The 20,084-nt window shown below is 62.9% G+C and carries 16 protein-coding genes, 1 tRNA gene and 1 pseudogene; 10 read left to right on the top strand and 8 right to left on the bottom strand.

Annotated elements, in window-relative coordinates; all coding sequences use genetic code 11:
- Positions 1–20: 20 nt before the first annotated feature.
- The 3 genes from C163_RS27010 (at position 21) to C163_RS03535 (ending at position 4,105) form a co-directional block, all read left to right on the top strand.
- Positions 21–1,372, top strand: a protein-coding gene (locus C163_RS27010; protein ID WP_371257950.1) for an IS3 family transposase whose coding sequence is annotated in 2 segments (ribosomal slippage) — positions 21–492 and positions 492–1,372 — 1,353 coding nt in all. Because the reading frame shifts where the segments join, the coding sequence is not laid out codon by codon here.
- Positions 1,373–1,577: 205 nt separating this feature from the next.
- Positions 1,578–2,699, top strand: a complete 1,122-nt coding sequence (gene fic, locus C163_RS03540) for a protein adenylyltransferase Fic (protein WP_025337655.1) — start codon at positions 1,578–1,580, stop codon at positions 2,697–2,699.
- A 188-nt stretch (positions 2,700–2,887) separates the two neighbouring features.
- Positions 2,888–4,105: a DUF3422 domain-containing protein gene (locus C163_RS03535; RefSeq protein ID WP_025337654.1), complete on the top strand. Its 1,218-nt coding sequence runs from the start codon at positions 2,888–2,890 to the stop codon at positions 4,103–4,105.
- Between the two features lie 114 nt (positions 4,106–4,219).
- Here the strand turns inward: C163_RS03535 and C163_RS03530 are convergent, their stop codons facing one another.
- The 3 genes from C163_RS03530 to C163_RS03520 all read right to left on the bottom strand — a co-directional run bounded on the left by C163_RS03530 (position 4,220) and on the right by C163_RS03520 (position 8,582).
- Positions 4,220–6,631, bottom strand: a complete 2,412-nt coding sequence (locus tag C163_RS03530) for a DUF3772 domain-containing protein (protein ID WP_025337653.1) — start codon at positions 6,629–6,631, stop codon at positions 4,220–4,222.
- Between the two features lie 56 nt (positions 6,632–6,687).
- Positions 6,688–7,746 (bottom strand): bifunctional DNA-binding transcriptional regulator/O6-methylguanine-DNA methyltransferase Ada, encoded by a 1,059-nt coding sequence (gene ada / locus C163_RS03525; RefSeq protein ID WP_025337652.1) that lies wholly within the window; start codon positions 7,744–7,746, stop codon positions 6,688–6,690.
- Between the two features lie 209 nt (positions 7,747–7,955).
- Positions 7,956–8,582: a DNA-3-methyladenine glycosylase gene (locus tag C163_RS03520; RefSeq protein ID WP_025337651.1), complete on the bottom strand. Its 627-nt coding sequence runs from the start codon at positions 8,580–8,582 to the stop codon at positions 7,956–7,958.
- A gap of 172 nt (positions 8,583–8,754) precedes the next feature.
- Here C163_RS03520 and C163_RS03515 point away from each other — a divergent pair, with 172 nt between their 5' ends.
- The 3 genes from C163_RS03515 to C163_RS03505 all read left to right on the top strand — a co-directional run bounded on the left by C163_RS03515 (position 8,755) and on the right by C163_RS03505 (position 12,778).
- The gene (locus C163_RS03515) at positions 8,755–9,270 is read left to right on the top strand and encodes a sigma-70 family RNA polymerase sigma factor (RefSeq protein WP_025337650.1); all 516 of its coding nucleotides are present in this window, start codon (positions 8,755–8,757) and stop codon (positions 9,268–9,270) included.
- Complete coding sequence (locus C163_RS03510; protein WP_025337649.1) at positions 9,257–10,213, top strand: FecR domain-containing protein; 957 nt, start codon at positions 9,257–9,259, stop codon at positions 10,211–10,213. Before C163_RS03515 ends, C163_RS03510 begins: the two co-directional genes overlap by 14 nt.
- A 96-nt stretch (positions 10,214–10,309) precedes the next feature.
- Positions 10,310–12,778: a TonB-dependent receptor gene (locus C163_RS03505; protein ID WP_025337648.1), complete on the top strand. Its 2,469-nt coding sequence runs from the start codon at positions 10,310–10,312 to the stop codon at positions 12,776–12,778.
- A 173-nt stretch (positions 12,779–12,951) separates the two neighbouring features.
- On the opposite strand, the gene C163_RS03500 is transcribed toward C163_RS03505, so the two are convergent.
- From C163_RS03500 to C163_RS03495, 3 genes are all read right to left on the bottom strand, one after another.
- Positions 12,952–14,109, bottom strand: a complete 1,158-nt coding sequence (locus C163_RS03500) for an MFS transporter (protein ID WP_025337647.1) — start codon at positions 14,107–14,109, stop codon at positions 12,952–12,954.
- Positions 14,110–14,192: 83 nt separating this feature from the next.
- Positions 14,193–14,330, bottom strand: a complete 138-nt coding sequence (locus C163_RS27280) for a hypothetical protein (protein WP_166674214.1) — start codon at positions 14,328–14,330, stop codon at positions 14,193–14,195.
- A 185-nt stretch (positions 14,331–14,515) separates the two neighbouring features.
- On the bottom strand, positions 14,516–15,730 hold the full coding sequence (locus tag C163_RS03495; protein ID WP_025337646.1) for an MFS transporter: 1,215 nt from the start codon (positions 15,728–15,730) through the stop codon (positions 14,516–14,518).
- Positions 15,731–15,912: 182 nt separating this feature from the next.
- Here C163_RS03495 and C163_RS03490 point away from each other — a divergent pair.
- Both C163_RS03490 and C163_RS03485 read left to right on the top strand, forming a co-directional pair.
- Positions 15,913–16,473, top strand: a pseudogene (locus C163_RS03490) (FecR family protein); the annotation flags it as partial.
- Positions 16,474–16,603: 130 nt separating this feature from the next.
- A tRNA-Met gene (locus tag C163_RS03485) sits at positions 16,604–16,680 on the top strand.
- Positions 16,681–16,780: 100 nt separating this feature from the next.
- Here the strand turns inward: C163_RS03485 and C163_RS03480 are convergent.
- Complete coding sequence (locus C163_RS03480) at positions 16,781–17,395, bottom strand: LysE family translocator (protein ID WP_025337645.1); 615 nt, start codon at positions 17,393–17,395, stop codon at positions 16,781–16,783.
- Between the two features lie 244 nt (positions 17,396–17,639).
- On the opposite strand from C163_RS03480, the gene C163_RS03475 reads away from it, so the two are divergent.
- Complete coding sequence (locus tag C163_RS03475; RefSeq protein WP_025337644.1) at positions 17,640–18,557, top strand: LysR substrate-binding domain-containing protein; 918 nt, start codon at positions 17,640–17,642, stop codon at positions 18,555–18,557.
- Here the strand turns inward: C163_RS03475 and C163_RS03470 are convergent.
- Entirely contained in the window at positions 18,497–19,081 is a 585-nt protein-coding gene (locus tag C163_RS03470; RefSeq protein ID WP_025337643.1) for a D-Ala-D-Ala carboxypeptidase family metallohydrolase, read from the bottom strand. The two genes, C163_RS03475 and C163_RS03470, sit on opposite strands and share 61 nt — an antisense overlap.
- Positions 19,082–19,365: 284 nt before the next feature.
- Here C163_RS03470 and C163_RS03465 point away from each other — a divergent pair, with 284 nt between their 5' ends.
- Positions 19,366–20,055 (top strand): NYN domain-containing protein, encoded by a 690-nt coding sequence (locus C163_RS03465; protein WP_025337642.1) that lies wholly within the window; start codon positions 19,366–19,368, stop codon positions 20,053–20,055.
- Positions 20,056–20,084 lie beyond the last annotated feature (29 nt).

The raw sequence follows: 20,084 nt of genomic DNA, 5'->3' as shown, positions 1-20,084 counted from the left end.
ATCCAACCCTTGGGGGATCTATGGGTAAATACACAGAGCAGTTCAAGCTCACGGCTATCACCGCTTACCTAGAGGGCAGCCGGGGCTTTCGCAAGGTGGCACAACACTTTGGCATCGATTTCAGCCTGCTTCGGCGCTGGGTTGCTGGCTACCAAGTCGATGCCAGCCTCAGCCCTCGCTCGCATGGTCGCCGCTACACCGAGGAATTCAAGCGGCGGGTGCTCAAGTACATGCTTGAGCATCGCCTGTCCCTGCGCCAAACAGCGGCGCACTTTGACCTTGGACAGTCCTCACAGATAGGCATTTGGCTGCGGCAGCACTACAGTGGCAGTCCTGTAGCCACTCTCGCCAAACAAAGAAAATCAGCCGTGCCGAAGAAAATTAAGCCCATCAAGCCGACAGACACCAATGACGCAGAGAAATCTCGTGAGCAGTTGTTGAGCGAGCTCGAGTATCTGCGCATGGAGAATGATGTCCTAAAGGAGTTAAAGGCTCTGCGAGAGGAGAAGGAGCGAACACGGACGAAAAAGCCCTGATCGTCTGCAAATTCAGACATAAATATCCGCTGCCTGACCTCTTGCAGATGGTGGGGTTGCCACGCAGTACCTTTTATTACCAGGTCAAGTGCCAGCAAAAGCCGGACAGGCACGCCTCGCTCAAGGAGTTGGTGCAGCGTGTCTATCACGAGGAGAAAGGGCTGTATGGCTACCGCCGCATTGCCCTTGCCATCAGGAATCAGGGGACCTTGGTCAACAAGAAGGTCATTGAACGGTTGATGGCTGAGCTTGGTTTGCAGTCCGTTGTACGCCCGAAGAAGTATCGATCCTATCGCGGCATTGTCGGCAAGGTGGCCATGAATTTGCTTGAGCGTAATTTCGTCGCGCAACGCCCCAACCAGAAGTGGGTGACCGATGTCACTGAGTTCAAAGTGGCCCAACAAAAGCTCTACCTGTCGCCCGTGATGGACTTGTACAACGGTGAGATCATCGCCTATGAAACAGCTTGCCGGCCTACCTATGGCTTGGTCGGGAACATGCTGGAAAAGGCGCTCGATGGGTTGGGTGAAAAGCCCAAGCTAGTGATCCACTCAGACCAGGGATGGCATTACCAGCAGCCCCAATACCGCCATAAGCTCGCAGCGCGCGGTGTGAAGCAGAGCATGTCTCGCAAGGGCAATTGTCTGGATAATGCAGCGATGGAAAGCTTCTTCGGCACACTGAAGTCAGAGTTCTTCTACCTGAAGCGCTTTGAAAGCGTCGAACAGCTGAAGGCGGGCCTGGAAGAGTACATCCATTACTACAACCATGACCGCATCAGGCTGAAACTCAATGGCCTGAGCCCTGTCAGCTACAGGACTCAGGCCACTGGCTAAAACTGTCCAACTTTTCGGGGGCAGTCCAACCTGTGGGAGCGGGCTGGCCCGCGAAGAGGCCGGTACAGGCTTCACAGGATATGTCGCAAAAAAGCCATTTCGAGAACACGTTTGGCAAACATGTCGCTGGCAGCGACACATTGACAAAACGTGTCGCCGAAATCACAAAATAGCGACACATTCCTTCCCGATCAGGCGCTCGTGTATGACTGCTTCCCACCTACCCTGGCAGGCCGACAAACCGTTCAATCAGCTTCCGGCCTTGCCACCAGCCGCTGAACTGGAAACACGGGCAGTGCTCAAACGCTGCATCGAAGCACGTACAGCCTTAGGGGAGCTGAAACAGGCCGCTGAACTGATCCCGAACCAGACGATGTTGATCAACACCCTACCGTTACTGGAGGCCAAAGACAGCTCGGAAATCGAAAGTATCGTCACAACGACTGACATGTTGTTTCAACACGCACAAGATAGTGACGGACATGCAGACCCCGCCACCAAGGAAGCGCTGCGCTACCGAACCGCTCTGTATCGTGGTTTCCAGTCACTTTCCGAACGCCCCCTGTCCACTGGGACAGCAGTCGAGATCTGTCGTACGCTGAAAGGCGTGAACATGGACGTACGCCGTGTTCCAGGCACACAGCTCGCCAATGACCGCACGGGTGAAGTCATCTATACGCCGCCAGAAGGTGAAAGCCATCTACGCGACTTGCTCGCAAATTGGGAGCGTTTCCTGCACAACGAAACCGAGCTGGACCCTCTGGTGCGCATGGCCGTGGGGCACTATCAGTTCGAAGCTATTCACCCATTTTCCGACGGCAACGGTCGTACCGGTCGCGTGCTCAATATTCTGTTTCTCATTGAGCAAGGTCTGTTGAACCTGCCCATCCTTTACCTGAGCCGTTTTATCATCGCCAATCGCAACGACTATTATCGACTGCTACTTGATGTTACGCGAGAGCAAGCCTGGGAGCCTTGGTTGTTGTACATGTTGAGTGCGGTCGAGCAAACCGCTAGATGGACAAGCGCCAAGATCACCGCTATCCGCAGCCTTGCCGAGCACACCACTCAATATGTACGCGAGCGATTGCCTAAAATCTACTCGCGCGAGCTGGTCGATGTCATTTTTGAACAGCCCTATTGCCGTATTGGCAACATCGTTGAAAAGCAGATCGCTCAGCGACAGGCCGCATCACGCTATCTACAAGATCTGGCGGGAATAGGCGTCTTGCAGGAGATGCAAGTAGGCAGAGAAAAGCTGTTCATTCATCCAAAGCTGATGCAGCTGCTGGTCCGTGACAGCAACGAATTCAGATATTACGAATGATCACCCCATCCGATATTGGATTGGGTAGTAAGGCGGGATACCGGGGCCACTTTGCGGCTCTTCGCGGGCAAGCCCGCGAAGAGCTGGCACAGGCGACACAAAACTCTGCGCCCGCGTGACTTTCCCCTCCCCCCGCAAAGTCCCACTTCCTGGTACCCCCACAATCACAACACCAGGCCGGACCACCCATGCACCCTCAACGCACCGCCTTGCACAACGAACTGCACGCCCGCCCGTCGCTGTATTTCGACGGCCCGGCGCATGTCTTCCACCTGGCCTTGCTCGGCGGCGATGCTGCCTGTGCGGCACTGCTGCAACGCTGCTGCCCGGATGCCCTGGACACCGCAGCCGCTCAAGGCATCACCCGCCTGGATGGCCATCCGTTCAAGTGGGAACGGCACACCGAGTTCTTCACCCTGACCCTGGTGGTGCCCTGCACTGCCGCCGACACCGAGTGGCAAACGCTGCCGCCGGTGCTGGCCGAGGCTATCGCCCCGCAAGCGGCGCAGGTGATCAACGCGGTGCAGGTGCTGGTCCGTGACGAACAGGAACTGGACCTGCCCCACTACGGTTTCAAGGATCCGTGCGGCTCCTGCGTCGGCGGTGGCGATGCGGTGGTGTGGAGCGATTTTCGCCTGACCGAAGACGGCACCAACCGCTTCCTGTTCATCAACCGTCGCCTCAATGCCTACCGCCAGGGCCGCATGATCCGCCGCCTGCTGGAGATCGAGACCTACCGCATGATGGCCTCGCTGACCCTGACCACGGCCAAGGACCTGAGCCAGGAACTGGATGCCTTCGACAAGACCCTGGTCAGCCTCTCGGAGCGCAGTGCTGGGGTCGATGGCCATGATTCCAAAGGGTTGCTGGAGGCCATTGCCCACCTGTCACGCCAGGTGGTCAGCCGCACGGTTAAAACCCGCCACCGCTTCGGCGCCACACAAGCCTATGCGCAACTGGTGTTCGAGCGCCTGGGCGAGCTGCGGGAAAGCCATGTGGGCGACTGCCAGCGCCTGGGGGTGTTCATCGAACGCCGGTTCAAACCGACCGTGCGCTACTGCGCGGCCACCGAGCAGCGCCTGGAGCAGCTGGCAAAGAACGTGGCCAACCTGGGCGACCTGTTGCAGGCGCGGGTACAGGTGGAAATGGAAGAGCAGAACGCCGAGATCCTGCGCAGCCTCAATGGCCGGGCCGATGCCCAGGTGAAGATTCAACGGGCGGTGGAGGGGCTGTCGATCATCGCCATCACCTACTACCTGCTGAACCTGTTCAAGCTGCTGTATGGCGGGCTGAATGTGCTGGGGTTGGGGCTGACGGCGCGGGATGGGCTGTTGGCCATGGCGCCGCCTGTGCTGTTGGTGTTGCTGGTGATTTTGCTGAGGATCAGGCAGGCCAAGCAGCATTGAGGGTTGGGGGCGCCTTGCGCCCCTATCGCGACACAAGGCCGCTCCTACAGGGACTGCACATTTCCTGTAGGAGCGGCCTTGTGTCGCGATGGGCTGCAACGCAGCCCCCGATGCTCACACCGGCTCGTCAGCCGGCCGTGCATTCTCTTGCACCAACACCATGCTCTGCGGCGACGACAGGGCAATACCTTCATCACGCAGGCGCCCAAGAATGGTGAACAACAGGTCACTGCGCGTACCGGACACCTGCCGCGGCCCCGCCACGTAACCACTCACACCTATCACCATGCCGCTGCTGGTCAGGTCCTTGAAGGTGACCGAGGTAGCCGGCGCATCCAGAATCGCCTCATGCTCCTGGTAAGCCGCCAGCAGCAGCTCACGTACGCGGTTGGCATCGGTCTCCAGCGGCATGGTCAGGGTAATGCCGACCACGCCAAGGGCATTGCCCATGGTCACGTTGCGCACGTTCTGCGAGATGAACTGCGAGTTGGGCACGATAACCGTCGAGCGGTCAGACATCTGAATCTCGGTGGCGCGCACGTTGATACGGCGAATGTCGCCCTCGACGCCCGCCAGGCTGACCCAGTCGCCCACCTTGACCGGGCGCTCGGTCAGCAGGATCAGGCCGGAAATGAAGTTCTGCACGATCTGCTGCAAGCCGAAACCGATACCCACCGACAGGGCACTGACCACCCAGGTCAGGCTGGTGAGGTTGATGCGCAGGGTCGACATCACCAGCATGGCCAGGAAGATGAAGCCCAGGTAACCCACCAGGGTCACCAGCGAGGCACGCATGCCGGCGTCCATGTCGGTTTCCGGCAACAGGCGATCGCTCAGCCAGCGCTTGACCACGCGGATGGCGAACAGGCCGCCGAGGAGCATCACCAGCGCCAACAGGATGTCCTGGGGGACAATGTTCATGTTGCCGAGCAGCTTGCCGCCGGTACCGTCCCAATCGCCCAGGCTCAGCAGCAACTCGCTGGGGCTGGTGCCCGACGGCATCAGTGCCAGCAGCAGCGCCAGGAACAGCACCACGGTGCGGCCGATGCCTGCCAGAATGGTGCTGGCCTGCGCCTGATGACGTGGTGCCAGGCCCAGGGTCGAGGCCAGCGCCAGGCCACCGGGTTGGCGGGGCGACAGCAGGGTTTCGCACAGGTCGCCAAAGAAGGTGGTCAGCAGGTAGGCACAGGTGACCACCAGGCTGACCCACAGCAGCTTGGCAGTAAGGAAGTAGGCGAGTGTCAGGTAACCGGTGAGCAGGGCCAGCAGGATCAACGTCAGCCAGATCACCATCACGAACGGGATCAACCCGGCCAGGCCCGTAGGGCGCTCCAGGTCATGCTTGCGCAGGGTGCGGCGGTAACGCAGCAGCGCACCGGCGAAGGTGACCGCCACTACCAGCGCGGTCAGGCCGTTGACCGCCACGGTCAGTGCCAGGCTGGCACCGATCACGCTGTTGATGCGTTCCATGGTCATCATGACCATCAGCGCCAGCGCCAGCACCTTGGGGAACCAGCCCAGCGCGCTGGCCACTTCGTCGTGGATCGGCGGCAGGCGCCAGGACGGGCGCTGCAGCATCAGCATGGCGCGGCCCAGGCCAGTGATGAAGGCGCTGAACACCACCAGGGCAAGTACATGGTTGGCCAGGCTGGCGATATCGGCGCCCAGCTCGGCGCTGCTCTCCAGCCCCCAACGCAGCAGCGAGACCGAACCGGCGATGGTACCCAGGGTTGCCAGGCTCACGCCCAGCGCCAAGGCACTGCGGCGCAGGCGGCCTTCGGGTAGCCAGCTGACCATGGCGTTGGCCAGCAAGCGCTCGAGCACGCGGCGCACCAAGGTCCAGACCAGGATTGCCGCCACCAGGCTGGTAATGAACAGCCAGCGATGTTCGGCGCTGAAGGCACTGCCGATGGCATCGGCCGTCTCGCCACGCAGGTCACGCAGGCGCCCCACATCGTCCTGGGTGGGGCGAATGATGCTCTGCCAGAATGCCGGGCTCAGTGGTGAGGCCGCACGGCTGGTGATCTGCGAGTTGAACTGGCTGCGGCGCAGGTTGACGATCTGCGTGGACAGGTCGCGGGCCGATTGGGTCAGCTTGGCGGCCTGGTCCTGCTGGGCTACCAAGGCCTTCTTCTCGGCCTCCAACGCTTTACGCTGCTGGGTCAGGGTGGCGGCCTCGTCCGGCTGGACCGGGCCGATGACCTTGAGCTGGTCGTCGACTTTTTCCACATCCGTGGTGCGCAGGGCAGTCAACGCATCGGCTTGGCGCTGGACCTGCATGGCGCCCAGGCGCAGTTGCGACAGCAGATCGTCGTTGGCCTCGTTGGTGACCCCCTGACGGATCTGGTCCAGGCGCTCGCTCAGTTGCTCGAAGCTGGCGTTTTCATCCAGCACGGGCGCTTCGGCAACCGCCAGGTTGGACAAGGGCGTGGCCGGGGCCGACCAGGCCGGGCTGGCAAGCGCCAGCATCAGGGCCATCAGGACCATAAGGCCTGGACAATAACGGGCAAGGCTGACACGCCTCATCGAATATTCCTCTTTACAATTCGATTTGGCGGCGGATTCTACTCGGCTTCACGCGATCAGGAGAGTGCCGTTTCTCGTTTGAGCAGTTGCTGTTTGCGCTCGACACCCCAGCGGTAGCCGCTGATGTCGCCGTCCCGGCGCACCACCCGATGACAAGGGATGGCCACGGCGATGTGGTTGGCCGCGCAGGCCATGGCCACCGCACGCACCGCCTTGGGCGCGCCGATGCGCTCGGCGATGTCGGTGTAGCTGACCCGGCTGCCGGCCGGCACCTCGCGCAGGGCCTGCCACACCCGCTCCTGGAACGCAGTGCCTTGCACATCCAGGGGCAAGGCCAGGCCCAGCGCCGGGGCTTCGACGAAGCCCACCACCTCGGCGACCAACCGTTCGTAGGCACTGTCGCCACCGACCAGGTGGGCCTTGGGGAACTGGTCCTGCAGGTCGCGCAGCAGGGCCTCGGGGTCGTCGCCCAGCAGGATCGCGCAAATGCCCTTCTCGCTCTGGGCCACCAGGATCGCGCCTAGAGAGCACTGGCCGAGGGCGAAGTGGATGGTTGCCCCGGCGCCGCCGGCGCGGTATTGCCGCGGGCGCATGCCCAGGCGCTGGTCGGCGCTTTCGTAGAAACGGCTGTTGGAGTTGTAGCCGGCGTCATAGATGGCATCGGTGACAGAGCGCTGGCCATCCTCCAGGTGCGCGCGCAGGCGCCGGGCACGGAAAGCGGTGGCGTAGGCCTTGGGGGTGAGGCCGGTTTCGGCCTTGAACAGGCGGTGCAGGTGGAAAGGGCTGACGGCCAGTTGGGCGCTGAGTTGATCGAGGCTGGGCGCGGGGTCGCTGGCTTCGATCAGCCGGCAGGCGCGGGTGACCAGCTGGCTGTGGCGGGTGGCGCTGGCGCTGGTGGTGGCAGTGCAACGTTTGCAGGCGCGGTAGCCGGCGGCTTCGGCGGCGGCTGGGGTGTCGTAGAACTCGACGTTGGTTCGCTTGGCGAGGCGCGATTTGCAGCCGGGGTGGCAGTAGATGCCGGTGGTGCGCACGGCGTAGACGAAGTGGCCGGTGGCGGCGGTTTCGCGGGATTCTACGGCTTGCCAGCGTTGGTCGGGGGTGGTGTAGGGGTTCATCGGTCAGCTTCCAGATAAGTTGTCGCCTGTACCGGCCTTTTCGCGGGCTTGCCCGCTCCCACAGGGACCGTGTCGGTTTCGGATGTTGTGCCATGCCTTTGAGGCCGGTTTACCTACAACTTCAGGTACTGCATAGACCTTCAAGGCTGTAGAAATCCCTGTGGGAGCGGGCATGCCCGCGAAAGGGCCGGCACAGGCAGTGCAGGACCTCAGGCCCGCCACAGGTACCAGGCCGCCACGGTACGGTATGGCCGCCAGCCGCCACCCAACGAACGCATTTGCGCCGGCGTCGGCGCCTTGTCCAGCCCCTTCAGCCGCCGATACCCCTCGCGCACGCCAAAATCGTCGACCGGCAGAACGTCCGAACGCGCCAGGCTGTAGATCAGCAACATCTCCACCGTCCACCGCCCTACCCCGCGCAATGCCACCAGCCGTTCGATCAACGCGTCGTCAGCCATGGCCAGTGCCTCTTCCCGGCTCGGCACCAGGCCATCCAGCCGGCCCTGGGCAATACCCTGAATCGTCGCCATCTTGCTCGCGGAAAAACCACAGGCGCGCATGGTTTCCGGTGTAACCGCCAACAACTGCTCCGGCCCTGGGAACGCAGCCTCCGGGAACAACGCCAGCAAGCGCCCAAGAATTGCCTCGGCAGCACGGGCATGCAGTTGCTGGTAGGCAATCGCCCGCACCAACACCTCGTAAGGCTCACGCCCCGGCGTGGCCTGGTGCAGGCAAGGCCCGATCGCCGCGATATGCCGCGACCAGTCCGGGTCGAGCGCCGCCAGGTATTCGGTGGCCTCGCGGTACGCGTCAGGCGAAAGGTCGGCCCGGATCATGACACCTCCATCAAGTCGATTGCAGGTCCAGCTTAGCGCAGCCGTTCATCGGGCAAACGCCGGTTCTTGCGCGGCTAATTCCTGGCATGCCATTGCTCCGCGTCATCGTCCCCGCATAGAATTGAGAACTATTCACAATCGCATATATCCACAGGACCGGGCCTTCGCCAAGATGCAGATCAACGACACGCTCAAGCCGACCGAGGTCGCTCTGCTCTACCAGGCCCACCACCGTTGGCTCAGCGGCTGGCTGCGCAGCCGGGTCGGTTGCAGCGAGCACGCCGCCGACCTGGCCCAGGATACCTTCGTGCGGCTGTTGCGGGCCCGCCAGCTTTCGCCGCTGAAGGAGCCACGCGCCTACCTCAGCAGCATCGCCCGTGGCCTGATGATCGACCAGTTCCGCCGCCGCGCGCTGGAACGGGCCTACCAGGAAAGCCTGGCTCACCTCCCCGAAGCCGAAGTGCCCAGCGAAGAAGATCGACTGGTCATCCTGGATACCCTGGCGCGCCTCGACCGTGCCCTGCACCAGCTGAAACCGCGTGCCCGCCAGGCTTTCCTGCTGGCTCAGCTCGATGGTTTGAGCATCGTGCAGATCGCCCTGCGCCTGGGTGTGTCGCGGGCCACCATCGAGCGGGACCTGGCCAAGGCCCTGGGCGTCTGCTACCGGTTGCGCTATGCCGACGCCTGACAGCGCGCCCGCGCAGGCGCAGGTCGACCAGGCCATCGACTGGCTGGTGAAGTTGCGCTTCGACAGCCCCTGCCCGCGTACCGAGCAGCAGTTCCAGCACTGGCTGGCCAGCCATCCGCACAACCCCTTGGCCTGGCAGCGGGTCAGCCAACTCAGTGACGAACTGGCCGGGCTGCCCAAGGGCTTGAGCCGCCGCACTCTGGATGGCAGCCAGCGCCAGCGCATCAGCCGCCGCGACCACCTCAAGCTGCTGGCCGTGCTGGCCGTGGGCGGCAGCCTGGGCTGGGCCGCGCGCGAACCGTTGGGCATACCCCAGCTGCTGGCCGACAGCAGCACTGCCACCGGCGAACGCCGCCAGCTGCAAGGCAGCGATGGCAGCCGCATCCAGCTAAATACCGCCAGCGCCATCGACCTGCGTTACAGCGCCGAGCAGCGCCGGCTGCAACTGGTGCGTGGCGAGGTGAGCCTGGACAGCAACCCCAACGATAACCGCCCGTTCCGCATCGACACCCGCATTGGCCAACTGGCCACCCTCGACGGCCAACTGCTGCTGCGCGAGAACGACCAGGGCCTGTTGCTGGCGGTACGCCGGGGCGACGTCACGCTGCTCCCCACCTCAGCCTCGCCACGTCGGGTGCTGCCAGGCGAAACCTTGCAGGTGTGGGCCAGCGGCAGCTTCCAGGCGGTGACGCTGCACGGCGACCCCTGGGGCTGGACCGACGGCGTGCTCAGCGTGCAACAGATGCCGCTGGGCGAGTTCATCGCCGAGCTGGCGCGTTACCGCCCGGGCCTGCTGCGCTGTGCCCCGGAAGTGGCAGACCTGAAGGTGTCCGGTACCTACCAGCTGGCCGACACCGCGCAGATCCTGCAGCTGCTCACCCGCAGCCTGCCGGTGCGGGTCGACTACCGCACGCGTTTTTGGGTAAGCATCGGTGCGGCCTGAAAAATTTCCGAAAATAAATGAGGTGGAATCTCATTCTCGTTCGGCCTGAAGGAACAAAACCCGAAAAGTGGTCTTCACAACCTTCAGGAGCGCTTCATGATTGCCCCGTGTTCCCCTCGCAACGACAGGCTGCGCCGTGCCGTGCGCGCGGCCGTGTTCGGCCTTGGCCTGGCAGCTGGCGGTGCCTTCCCGGCCATGGCCCAGGCTGCAGTGGCCAGCCAGAGCCAGCAGACCGACTGGAACATCCCGGCCGGCCCGCTGGCCCCGGCACTGGACCAGTTGGCCCGCCAGGGCGGCCTGAGCCTGTCGTTCGACGCGAACAGCCTGCAGGGCAAGACCACCCGCGGCGTGCAGGGCCGGCATGACAGTGCAGGGGCGCTGTCGATCCTGTTGCAGGGCAGCAACGTGCAGGTCCAGCAGGAAAGCGCAACCAGCTTCCTGCTGATCCCGGCGCTGGATGTGGGAAACGCCCTTGAGCTGGGCGCGACCAGCATTTCCAGCGACCGCCTGGGCGAAACCACCGAGCACACCGGCTCCTACACTACCGGCGAAGTGACCATCGGCAAGATGCCGCAAACCCTGCGCCATACCCCGCAATCGGTCAGTGTGATAACCCGCCAGCGCATCGATGACCAGAACATCACCAACCTGACCAACCTGCTGGAGCAGACACCCGGCGTGGTGGTCAACTACACCGACAGCGAGCGGGTGCAGTACTACTCGCGTGGCTTTGCCATCGATGCCATCCAGTACGACGGCGCCACCGTGGTGCAGAGCAGCGGTGGCGGTTCGTTCATCCAGACCGACTCGGCGTTCATCGACCGCGCCGAAGTGCTGCGCGGCGCCACCGGCATGCTGCGGGGCGCCGGCAACCCGTCGGGCACGGTGAACCTGGTGCGCAAGCGCCCGACCCATGACCTCCAGGCTACGGGCAGCGTGACCCTGGGCTCGTGGAATGCCCAGCGCTATGTGGCCGATATCTCCGGCCCGCTGACCGAAACCGGCAACGTACGCGGGCGGGTGATCGCCGTGCATGACGACCGCGACCTGTTCCAGGACTCGCGCATGGAGCGCAAGGAAGCGTTCGGCGGCTCGCTGGCCTTCGACCTGGACGACAGCACCACGCTGACCACCGGTGTCGAGTGGACCAAGCTCGACGCCACCGGCGCCTGGGGCAATCTGCCCGCCGACGCCAGCGGCGCCCCCCTGCCCTTCGGCCGCAGCACCTATCTGGGGGCCGACTGGAACCGCTGGGACCGCAGCAACCTGAACACCTTTGCCGAACTGGAGCACCGCTTCGACAACGACTGGACCCTGAAGCTGATGGCCCTGCGTACCCACTTCGAGCTGGACGACCATGGCTTCAAGCAAACCTACATGGAGCGCGCACCGGCCAACCTGAACCCCACCGGCAACCCGTACCTGATGCAATACCAGGTTACCGAAGGCGACGGCGGCGAGAGCCTGCAGAACAACCTGAGCGCCACCCTCAACGGCCCGTTCGACCTGTTTGGCCGCACCCACGAGCTGATGGTCGGCGTCGAACGGATTCGCAACGATTCCTACGCGTCGGCCACCAACCGGGTAATTTCCGGGCTGTACGACATCCGCTACTGGGACCCGAAAACCAGCCTGCCAGAGCCGGACATCGACATCACCGCACACCCGGTGCGCACCCGTACCACCCAGCAAGCCGCACACGCCACCTGGCGCATTTCGCTGGCCGAACCGCTGACCGCGATCATCGGCGCGCGGGCCAACTGGTACGACTACGAGCAGGAAAACAACACCGGTGCAAACGGCAAGTTCAGCGTCAACGAGAAGATCGTGCCGTACGCGGCGCTGATCTACGACCTGAATGACAACTTCAGCGTGTACGCCAGCTACACCGAGATATTCAGCCCGCAAACAGTGGTGGACAAGAACAACTCGGTGCTCGACCCGATCATCGGCGAAGCCTACGAAACGGGCATCAAGGGCGAGTTCTACGATGGCCGGTTGAACACCAGCCTGGCGTTTTTCCGTATCAACCAGGTGGGTACGCCGGTGGATGACATGTCCACGGAGATCGGCTGCAACGGCACCACCGGCCGCTGCAAGATCGCCTCGGGCAAGAGCCGCAGCGAGGGCATCGACCTGGAAATTTCCGGCGAAGTGCTGCCGGGCTGGCAGGTCACCGGTGGCTACACCTACAACACCACCGAGTACCTGAAGAACTCGGCAGCCACCAATGGCAACGCGATCCGCACCACCGACCCGGAGCACATGCTGCGGCTGTTCACCAGCTACCGCCTGCCGGGCACGCTGGATGCCTGGACCATTGGCGGCGGCGTGCAGGCGCAGAGCGACATCTATTCCGAAAGCGGCACGGCCAAGGCGACCCAGGCGGGATATGCGGTGTACAACGGCATGCTCGGTTATCGCATCAACGACAACTACTCAGTGCAACTGAACGCCAACAACATCTTCGACAAGAAGTACTACCGGCAGATCGGTACCACGGCGACGGGGTACTACTGGGGGGAGCCGCGCAATGTGTCGGTGACCTTGCGCGGGAGTTTCTGACAGGCATTTGCCTGACCGGCTGGCACCATTCCTGTAGGAGCGGCCTTGTGTCGCGATAGGGCCGCAAAGCGGCCCCCGGGCCTCAGCAGCGCCGCAGATATCGCCGGGGCTGCCTTGCAGCCCTATCGCGACACAAGGCCGCTCCTACAGGGACCGCGCAGCCCTGGAAAACCTCAGTCCGCCACCGCCCGCAACCGCCCCGCGCGCCGGTACGACTGCCGGGCAAAGCACACGAACAACCCGGCCATCAGCGCCAGCGCGATGGGCAGACCATGCGGCGCCACATCCATCGCCGCACCGCTGACCAGCGGCCCGACCAGGCTACCCACACCCCACAGCAAGCCCACGCTGGCATTGGCGGTAACCAGGTCCTGCCCCTTGAAGCGCTGCCCGATCAGTACCAGCGCCAGGGTATAGATGCCGCCTGCCACGGCGCCCAGCAGCACCAGCAGCGGCCATAGCAACCAGGTCAGGTTCAGCAGCCAGGGCAGGCCGATACCGATCGCCATCGCCAGCAGCCCGCATACCAGGTGCAGCCCGGTGCGCTCCACCCGGTCGGCCAACCAGCCAAGCGGCAACTGGAACAACATGTCACCGGCAAACACGACGGTCACCATCAGCGCCGCCACGCCCACGGCAAAGCCATGGCTGGTGGCATACACCGGCAGCAGCGACAGCACCACGGCATCGAAGAACGAGAAGAACAGCACCGCCACGCACAACGCCGGCGCCACACGGAAGAAACCGGCCAGGCCGAAGCTCTTTTCACCTTCTTCATGTTCCACATGGTCGTTGGGTACGGTCAGCACGATGCACAGCAGCGCCAGGCCATAGCAGGCGGTGACCACACCGGTGATCCACGGGCTGTCGGCGCCCAGCACCGCCAGCATTGCCGGGCCGAGCACCTGGAAGCCGGTGAAGCTGGTGGCGTACAGGGCCATGATCTTGCCGCGGTTGTGCTCCGGGCACAGTTCGTTGACCCACGACTCGCCGAGGATGATGGCGATACCCATGCCCAGCCCCAGGCCCAGGCGCAACAGCGCCAATAGCCACAGCGAGCCGAACGCCGACTCGAGCAAGCCAATGCTGAGCGTGCACAGGCTGAAGCACAGCAGGTAGATGGTGCGCCGGGTAAGGTGGCGACAGCAGGCGTCGACCAGGAACGCCGAGAGCATCATGCCCGCAGCGGGGATGGCCGAGATGATGCCGATTTCCAGGGTGCTCGCACCGGCTTCATGCAGGCGCAACGACACCAGCGGCAGGCTGGCCCCCAAACTGAAACCCACGACCGAAACGGCGAACAACAGGCCCGCCAGCAAACGCATGTTCATGTACCACTCCTTGCAAACCGAAAAGACGTGCAGACACAGGCGCGCACGCCAGGGCGGCGAGCGACGCGAAAGCGCAGATCAGTTCAGGCGAGGTGTGGCGAGAAGGTGAAGGCAAACAGCACGCTGCGGCGACGCTTGAGCACCGTATCGCTCGGCCACGCGCGACGCAGGGCCTGGAAGGCAGGCTGGCGGGCGTTTGGCAGGGACTGGGTACGGCACATTGCTTTGACTACTACGCAGGTGGTTGGGAAAAGGCGGACTCTAGGCCACCGCAGGTTGGCTCGTCAATTGCCCAGGGGGCCTCTATGAGGCCCTTTCGCGACACAAGGCCGCTCCTACAACAGTACGCAGCCCCCTGTAGGAGCGGCCTTGTGTCGCGATGGGCTGCAAAGCAGCCCCGGCGACATCAGCGCTTGCCGGTACTTGGCAAGAACACCGCCAACAACCCGAACAACGGCAGGAACGAACACAGCTCGTACACGTACTCGATGCCACGCAGGTCCGCCACATACCCCAGCAAGGCCGCACCGATGCCACCAAAGCCGAACATCAGCCCGAAGAAGATCCCGGCAATCATGCCCACGCTGCCCGGCACCAGCTCCTGCGCATACACCACGATCGCGGAAAACGCCGAAGCCAGGATAAAGCCGATCACCACGCTCAACACGGTGGTCCAGAACAGGTCGGCATACGGCAGTACCAGGGTGAACGGCGCCACGCCGAGGATCGAGAACCAGATCACCGCCTTGCGCCCGATGCGGTCACCGATTGGCCCGCCAAAGAAGGTACCTGCCGCCACCGCACCGAGGAACAGGAACAGGTGCAGCTGCGAGCTGGCCACCGACACATCGAACTTCTCGATCAGGTAGAAGGTGAAGTAGCTGGTAAAGCTGGCCATGTAGAAGTACTTGGAGAACACCAGCAGGCCCAGCACGATCAGCGCCGCGACCACCCGCCCGCGGGAAATGCCGTGGGTCGCCTGCACTGCCTTGCGCGCCTTGGCCTGGTTGAGGTGCTCCTTGTACCAGCCACGCAGCATCAGGGTGACGCCGAGGAAGAACAGCGCAGCCAGGCCGAACCAGGCCACGTGGCTCTGACCGAACGGAATGACAATGGCCGCCGCCAGCAGTGGGCCCAGCGCAGAGCCGGTGTTGCCGCCGACCTGGAAGGTCGACTGGGCCAGGCCGAAGCGCCCGCCCGAGGCCAGGCGCGCAATACGCGAGGTTTCCGGGTGGAAGGTCGACGAGCCGATCCCCACCAGCGCCGAGGCCAGCAGAATCATGGGGAAGCTGCCGACGAAGGCCAGCATCACTATACCCACCAGGGTACACAGGGTGCCCAGCGGCAGCAGGTTCGGCGCCGGTCGGCGATCGGTGAAAAAGCCGACCCAAGGCTGCAGCAGCGAGGCGGTGATCTGGAACGTCAGGGTAATCATGCCGATCTGGGCGAAACTCAGGTCGTAGTTGGCCTTGAGCATCGGGTAGATCGCCGGCAGCACCGACTGGATCAGGTCATTGATCAGGTGCGCCAGGGCGCAGAAACCGATGATGCGCATCACCAGCGGCGTGGCTTGGCTCGCCGCCGCACTGGTGGGCGCCGTGGAGGCGCTACTGATAGCCATGTGCCTGAATCTCCGTCAGCAGTTTGGGATCCGATTATCGGGAAACAAATAGATACATAGCTACCTTTTTTATCCCTCTGTCGTGACGCACTTGAAAATGGTTATCAATATAATTAGCATCCTTGGCCCATACCCCCGTCATCGTTGGGCGAAACGGCCCCTATCGCGAGCAGATCGAACCCATGAGCCAGTTGCTCGCCAATCAGCTGCAGCCTGACCGCCCCCGCCCTCGGCAGATCAACACGCGCCGCAGCCACATGGGCAAATGGCTGGCGCTGCTATTCCTGCTGGGGCTGGGCGCTGCAGCCTACCTGTACTGGCCGCTGATGCAGCGCCTGGGCAGCGAATTGCACACCGATGCAGGTGAACGCCGCAGTATTCGCCTGGCCGATGGCACCACCCTGCACCTGGGCAGCGCCAGCGCGATGAACGCCGACCTGCGCGGCCGCATGCGCCAGCTGCAGCTGGTGCAGGGCCGGGTATACCTGGAAGTGATGCTCGACGGCCGGGCCATGGAGGTGACAGTGGGCGATGCGCGCATCCAGGTGTTCGGTACCCGCCTGCAGGTCGCCCGCCATGCCGGGCATGACGAACTGGTAGTGTTCAGTGGCAAGGCCATGGTTATCCAGGGTGGCGAACAGCGCCTTGTATCGGCGGGCGAGCGGGTAACCTTCGATGGCGGGCGTATCGGCCCGTTACAGAAAGCCGACCTCAAGGCCACCGATGGCTGGCGCAGCGGGCAGTAGAAAGCCGGCGACATGCCGTTGGGCAAGGCAGAACCGGGGCCTGGCCGCTAAGTTTTTGAAAGCGTGCAAATTTTTTTTGAAATGAGTGTTGACAGGGGGGCCGTTCAAGAGAATAATGCGCGCCATCGGCTACATAGCTCAGTTGGTTAGAGCATAGCATTCATAATGCTGGGGTCCGGGGTTCAAGTCCCTGTGTAGCCACCAAACAAGACGAAGGGCTTACCGCAAGGTAAGCCCTTTTTCTTTGCCTGCGAAAAATACCACAGGCCTGCCCCCTCCCCCCACAGGACATGCAATCACTACCTCAACGCATGCCGGTCACCGCCACAGCCAGGCCCAACCCGATCAGCGCCAGGCCGATTACCCGGTCCACCAGCCTTTGCCGCTCGATCATCGCCTTGCGCAATGCCGTGCTGGAGAAAAACACCGCCACCAGGCTGAACCACAGCCAGTGGGCAACGGACATGAAAGCGCCGTAGGCAAAATCCAGCGCCAGCGAGCTGCCAGGCTGCACCACCTGGGTGAAGGCACTGATGACGAACAGCATGGTCTTGGGGTTGAGGGCGTTGGTCAGAAAGCCCGTGCGCAGGGCCTGCGTTACGCTGGCAGCCGATGCGGCAACCCCGTCGAGGCTGATGCGCCGGGTGTTGGTCAGCGACTGGTAACCCAGGTAGACCAGGTAACCCGCGCCCAGCACTTTCATGCCCAGGAACAGGGTCGGGCTCTGGCTGATGATCACCGCGATGCCCAGCACCGTGTACAGAACGTGCACCTGCACTCCCAGGGCAATGCCCACGGCGGCAGCCAGCCCGGCCTTGCGGCCCTGTGCATAACTGCTCCGGGTGACCATGGCGAAGTCGGCACCGGGGCTGATGACGGCAAGCAGGGTGAACAGGGCGACGGCGATGAGTTCGGTCATGCTGGTGGCTCTCGATAGGCGATGGAAATGCACAGACCAGGTAATTATCGAGAGCTTATAGCCCAGGAAAAATCGATTTATAGTGAAGCAAATCTGATAGTTTTCTTCACAGAGGTGTAGTGCCGGTGCCGGCCTCTTCGCGGGCTCGCCCGCTCCCACAGGTAACCCACAACTCTCAGTCGCGGTGAAACCCTGTGGGAGCGGGCAAGCCCGCGAAGAGGCCGGTACTGGCAACACAAATGCCATGAAACTGCCCCCACTCAATGCCTTCCGCTACTTCGACATCGCCGCCGAAACCGAAAGCTTCGTGCGCGCCGCCGAGCACCTGCACGTCACCCATGGCGCAGTCAGCCGCCAGGTGCGCCTGCTTGAAGAAAGCCTTGGTGTGGAGTTGTTCGAGCGCCGCAACCGAGCCATTTTCCTCACCGCTGCCGGCCGTGCCTTGCAGGGCACCACCCAGGCAATCTTCGAACAGCTCGAAGGCGCCGTGCAGCGCTTGCAACAACAGGCCCGCGACAACGTGCTGGTGTTGTCGTGCGAGCCGACCATCGCCATGCGCTGGCTGATCCCGCGCCTGCCCCGCTTCCATGCCACCCATCCCGACCTGCAGTTGCACCTGGTGGCCGCAGGCGGGCCACTGGACTTCGCCCGCAGTGGTGTCGACCTGGCAATTCGCCGCGATGACTTCCACTGGGACAAGCAGCTGTACAACCAGAAGATCTGCGACGAATGGATCGGCCCGGTCTGCCACCCCACCGCCCCCATCCAACTTGAAGGCCAACGCCTGCTGCACAGCGCCACCCGCCCCGGCGCCTGGCCCAACTGGCTGCGCCTGAGCGGCCAGCAGGCCCGGCATACCGAGCGCAGCGACTACGAGCACTTCTACCTGTCGATTCAGGCCGCCAGCGCCGGCCTCGGCCTGGCCATGGCCTCAGCCCTCATGGTGCGCGACGAACTCGACAGCGGGCAGTTGCAGGCGCCGTTCGGCTTTGTGTGTGACGGCTCGGCCTACCACCTGCTCAGCCCCCAGCCGCTGGAAGACGACGGCAAGCGCCAGCGCTTCGCCACGTGGGTGATAGGCGAATGCAGGAGCTGCCTGGCTCATCTGGGTTTGATACAGAACGACGAACCTGCACGGCCGTCACCACCCCAGGTGCGGTAACCCGCGGTATCCACATGAATACGCCCGGACGGATAGCGCCCCAGGCCCATGTTCCAGGCCTGGCCATACTGCTGCCAGAAACGGCACAGCGGGTTGGGGTCCGCCCAGTCGGGTAGCAGGATATCGACGGCGAACGCCCGGGTATGGGCGCTGTTGGCAGCCCCGCCGGCGCAGACGTTCAGGCGTGGGTCTCGATAGGCCGAAACCACCTCGAACTGGCGCAGGATGCCCTGGTCGTCGAGCGCCTTGATCAGCGAGAGCGTAGAACGCACTGCCGGCCAGTTGCTGGCAGGCGGGACGGCGAAGGGGGACGCGTGGCACAGCTTCCAGTCCGAAGCCGAACGCAGCAGCTGATGGATAGGCACTATGCCGTAAAGGCGGGCATCCACCAGCATTTCACGGAAGGGACGAGTGTGATGGTCGCCAGCCCACTGGGCGAACATCCACAGGTCGCGTTCGTCGGCGTGGGCCACTCCGCCCAACGCCAAACCCAGCGTCAGCAACCAGCACCTTGTGCTGCCCATATCGGCTCCTTCGCCTAACGTGTTCAATGCTTATGTTTCAGGCCATTTCATGTGCAACGCCGGGAAACACACTTCCTAGTTATTGATCCCCCAAGATCGGCCATTGTCAGCCATCATTGCCCTGTAACTGCTCGCCGGATCAAGCACACCCGTTGACTGACTCAGCCACGGTGGCATAATTCCATTCACTACTCAGCCTCGTACGCGATGATTCAGTTCGTCGGCTGTTGGGGTGAGAAAACCGGCCTAGTGCCGGTTTTTTCGTTTTCAGGGAAATGAAACCCTTGCGTACTGCCTGTTTTGTTGATGGCTACAACGTGTTCTATGGCCTGGTGGCAGGCACAAGCTACAAGTGGCTGAACCTGCCTGCCTTACTGAAGCACATTCTCCGCGTCGAGCAACCTGACAGCGAACTGACAGCCATCAGCTTTTTTACTTCCGGGGTTAAGCCATCGCTCGCCAGCCGCGGGAACCTTTCAAAAGAGGCGCAGGATAGCTACCTGCGTGCCCTGATCGCGCAAGGTGTCGACGTGCATTACGGCCGGCATCAACTCGAGCCGCGCAACGCGCCTCGCTTCGTCAACAAGGAAACGCCACCTTCCAGGCTCGACCAGGTGGCTATCTGGAAGCTGGAAGAAAAAGAAACGGATGTACACATCGCCATCAGCATGTATCGACTCGCAGCCCAAGAAAGTAGGCTCCCAGCGGATCAGCGAGTCCAACAACTGGTATTGGTTTCCGCTGACACCGACCTGACACCAGCATTGCGAGCCATCCGCGAAGACTTCCCCGATTTGCGATTGGGTGTGATCCTGCCGCATCGGAAAGGCATGAAGCGAACGCTGCCGGGCTCACTCAGAAATAACGCCCACTGGATGCGCCAGATGGTAACGGAGGACGAACTAGCCTCCCATCAGTTTCCCGATCGGGTTCCCACCCAGAAAAAACCGGCACTGAAGCCCGCGTACTGGTGATGATGAAAGCCGTTTCAAAACCCGGGTTG

It is taken from the genome of Pseudomonas sp. FGI182 (assembly GCF_000511325.1).
Classification (GTDB): Bacteria; Pseudomonadota; Gammaproteobacteria; order Pseudomonadales; family Pseudomonadaceae; genus Aquipseudomonas; species Aquipseudomonas putida_Z.
The sequence above is the reverse complement of the archived record's forward strand: the minus strand, read 5'-3'. Positions and strand labels throughout refer to the sequence as shown.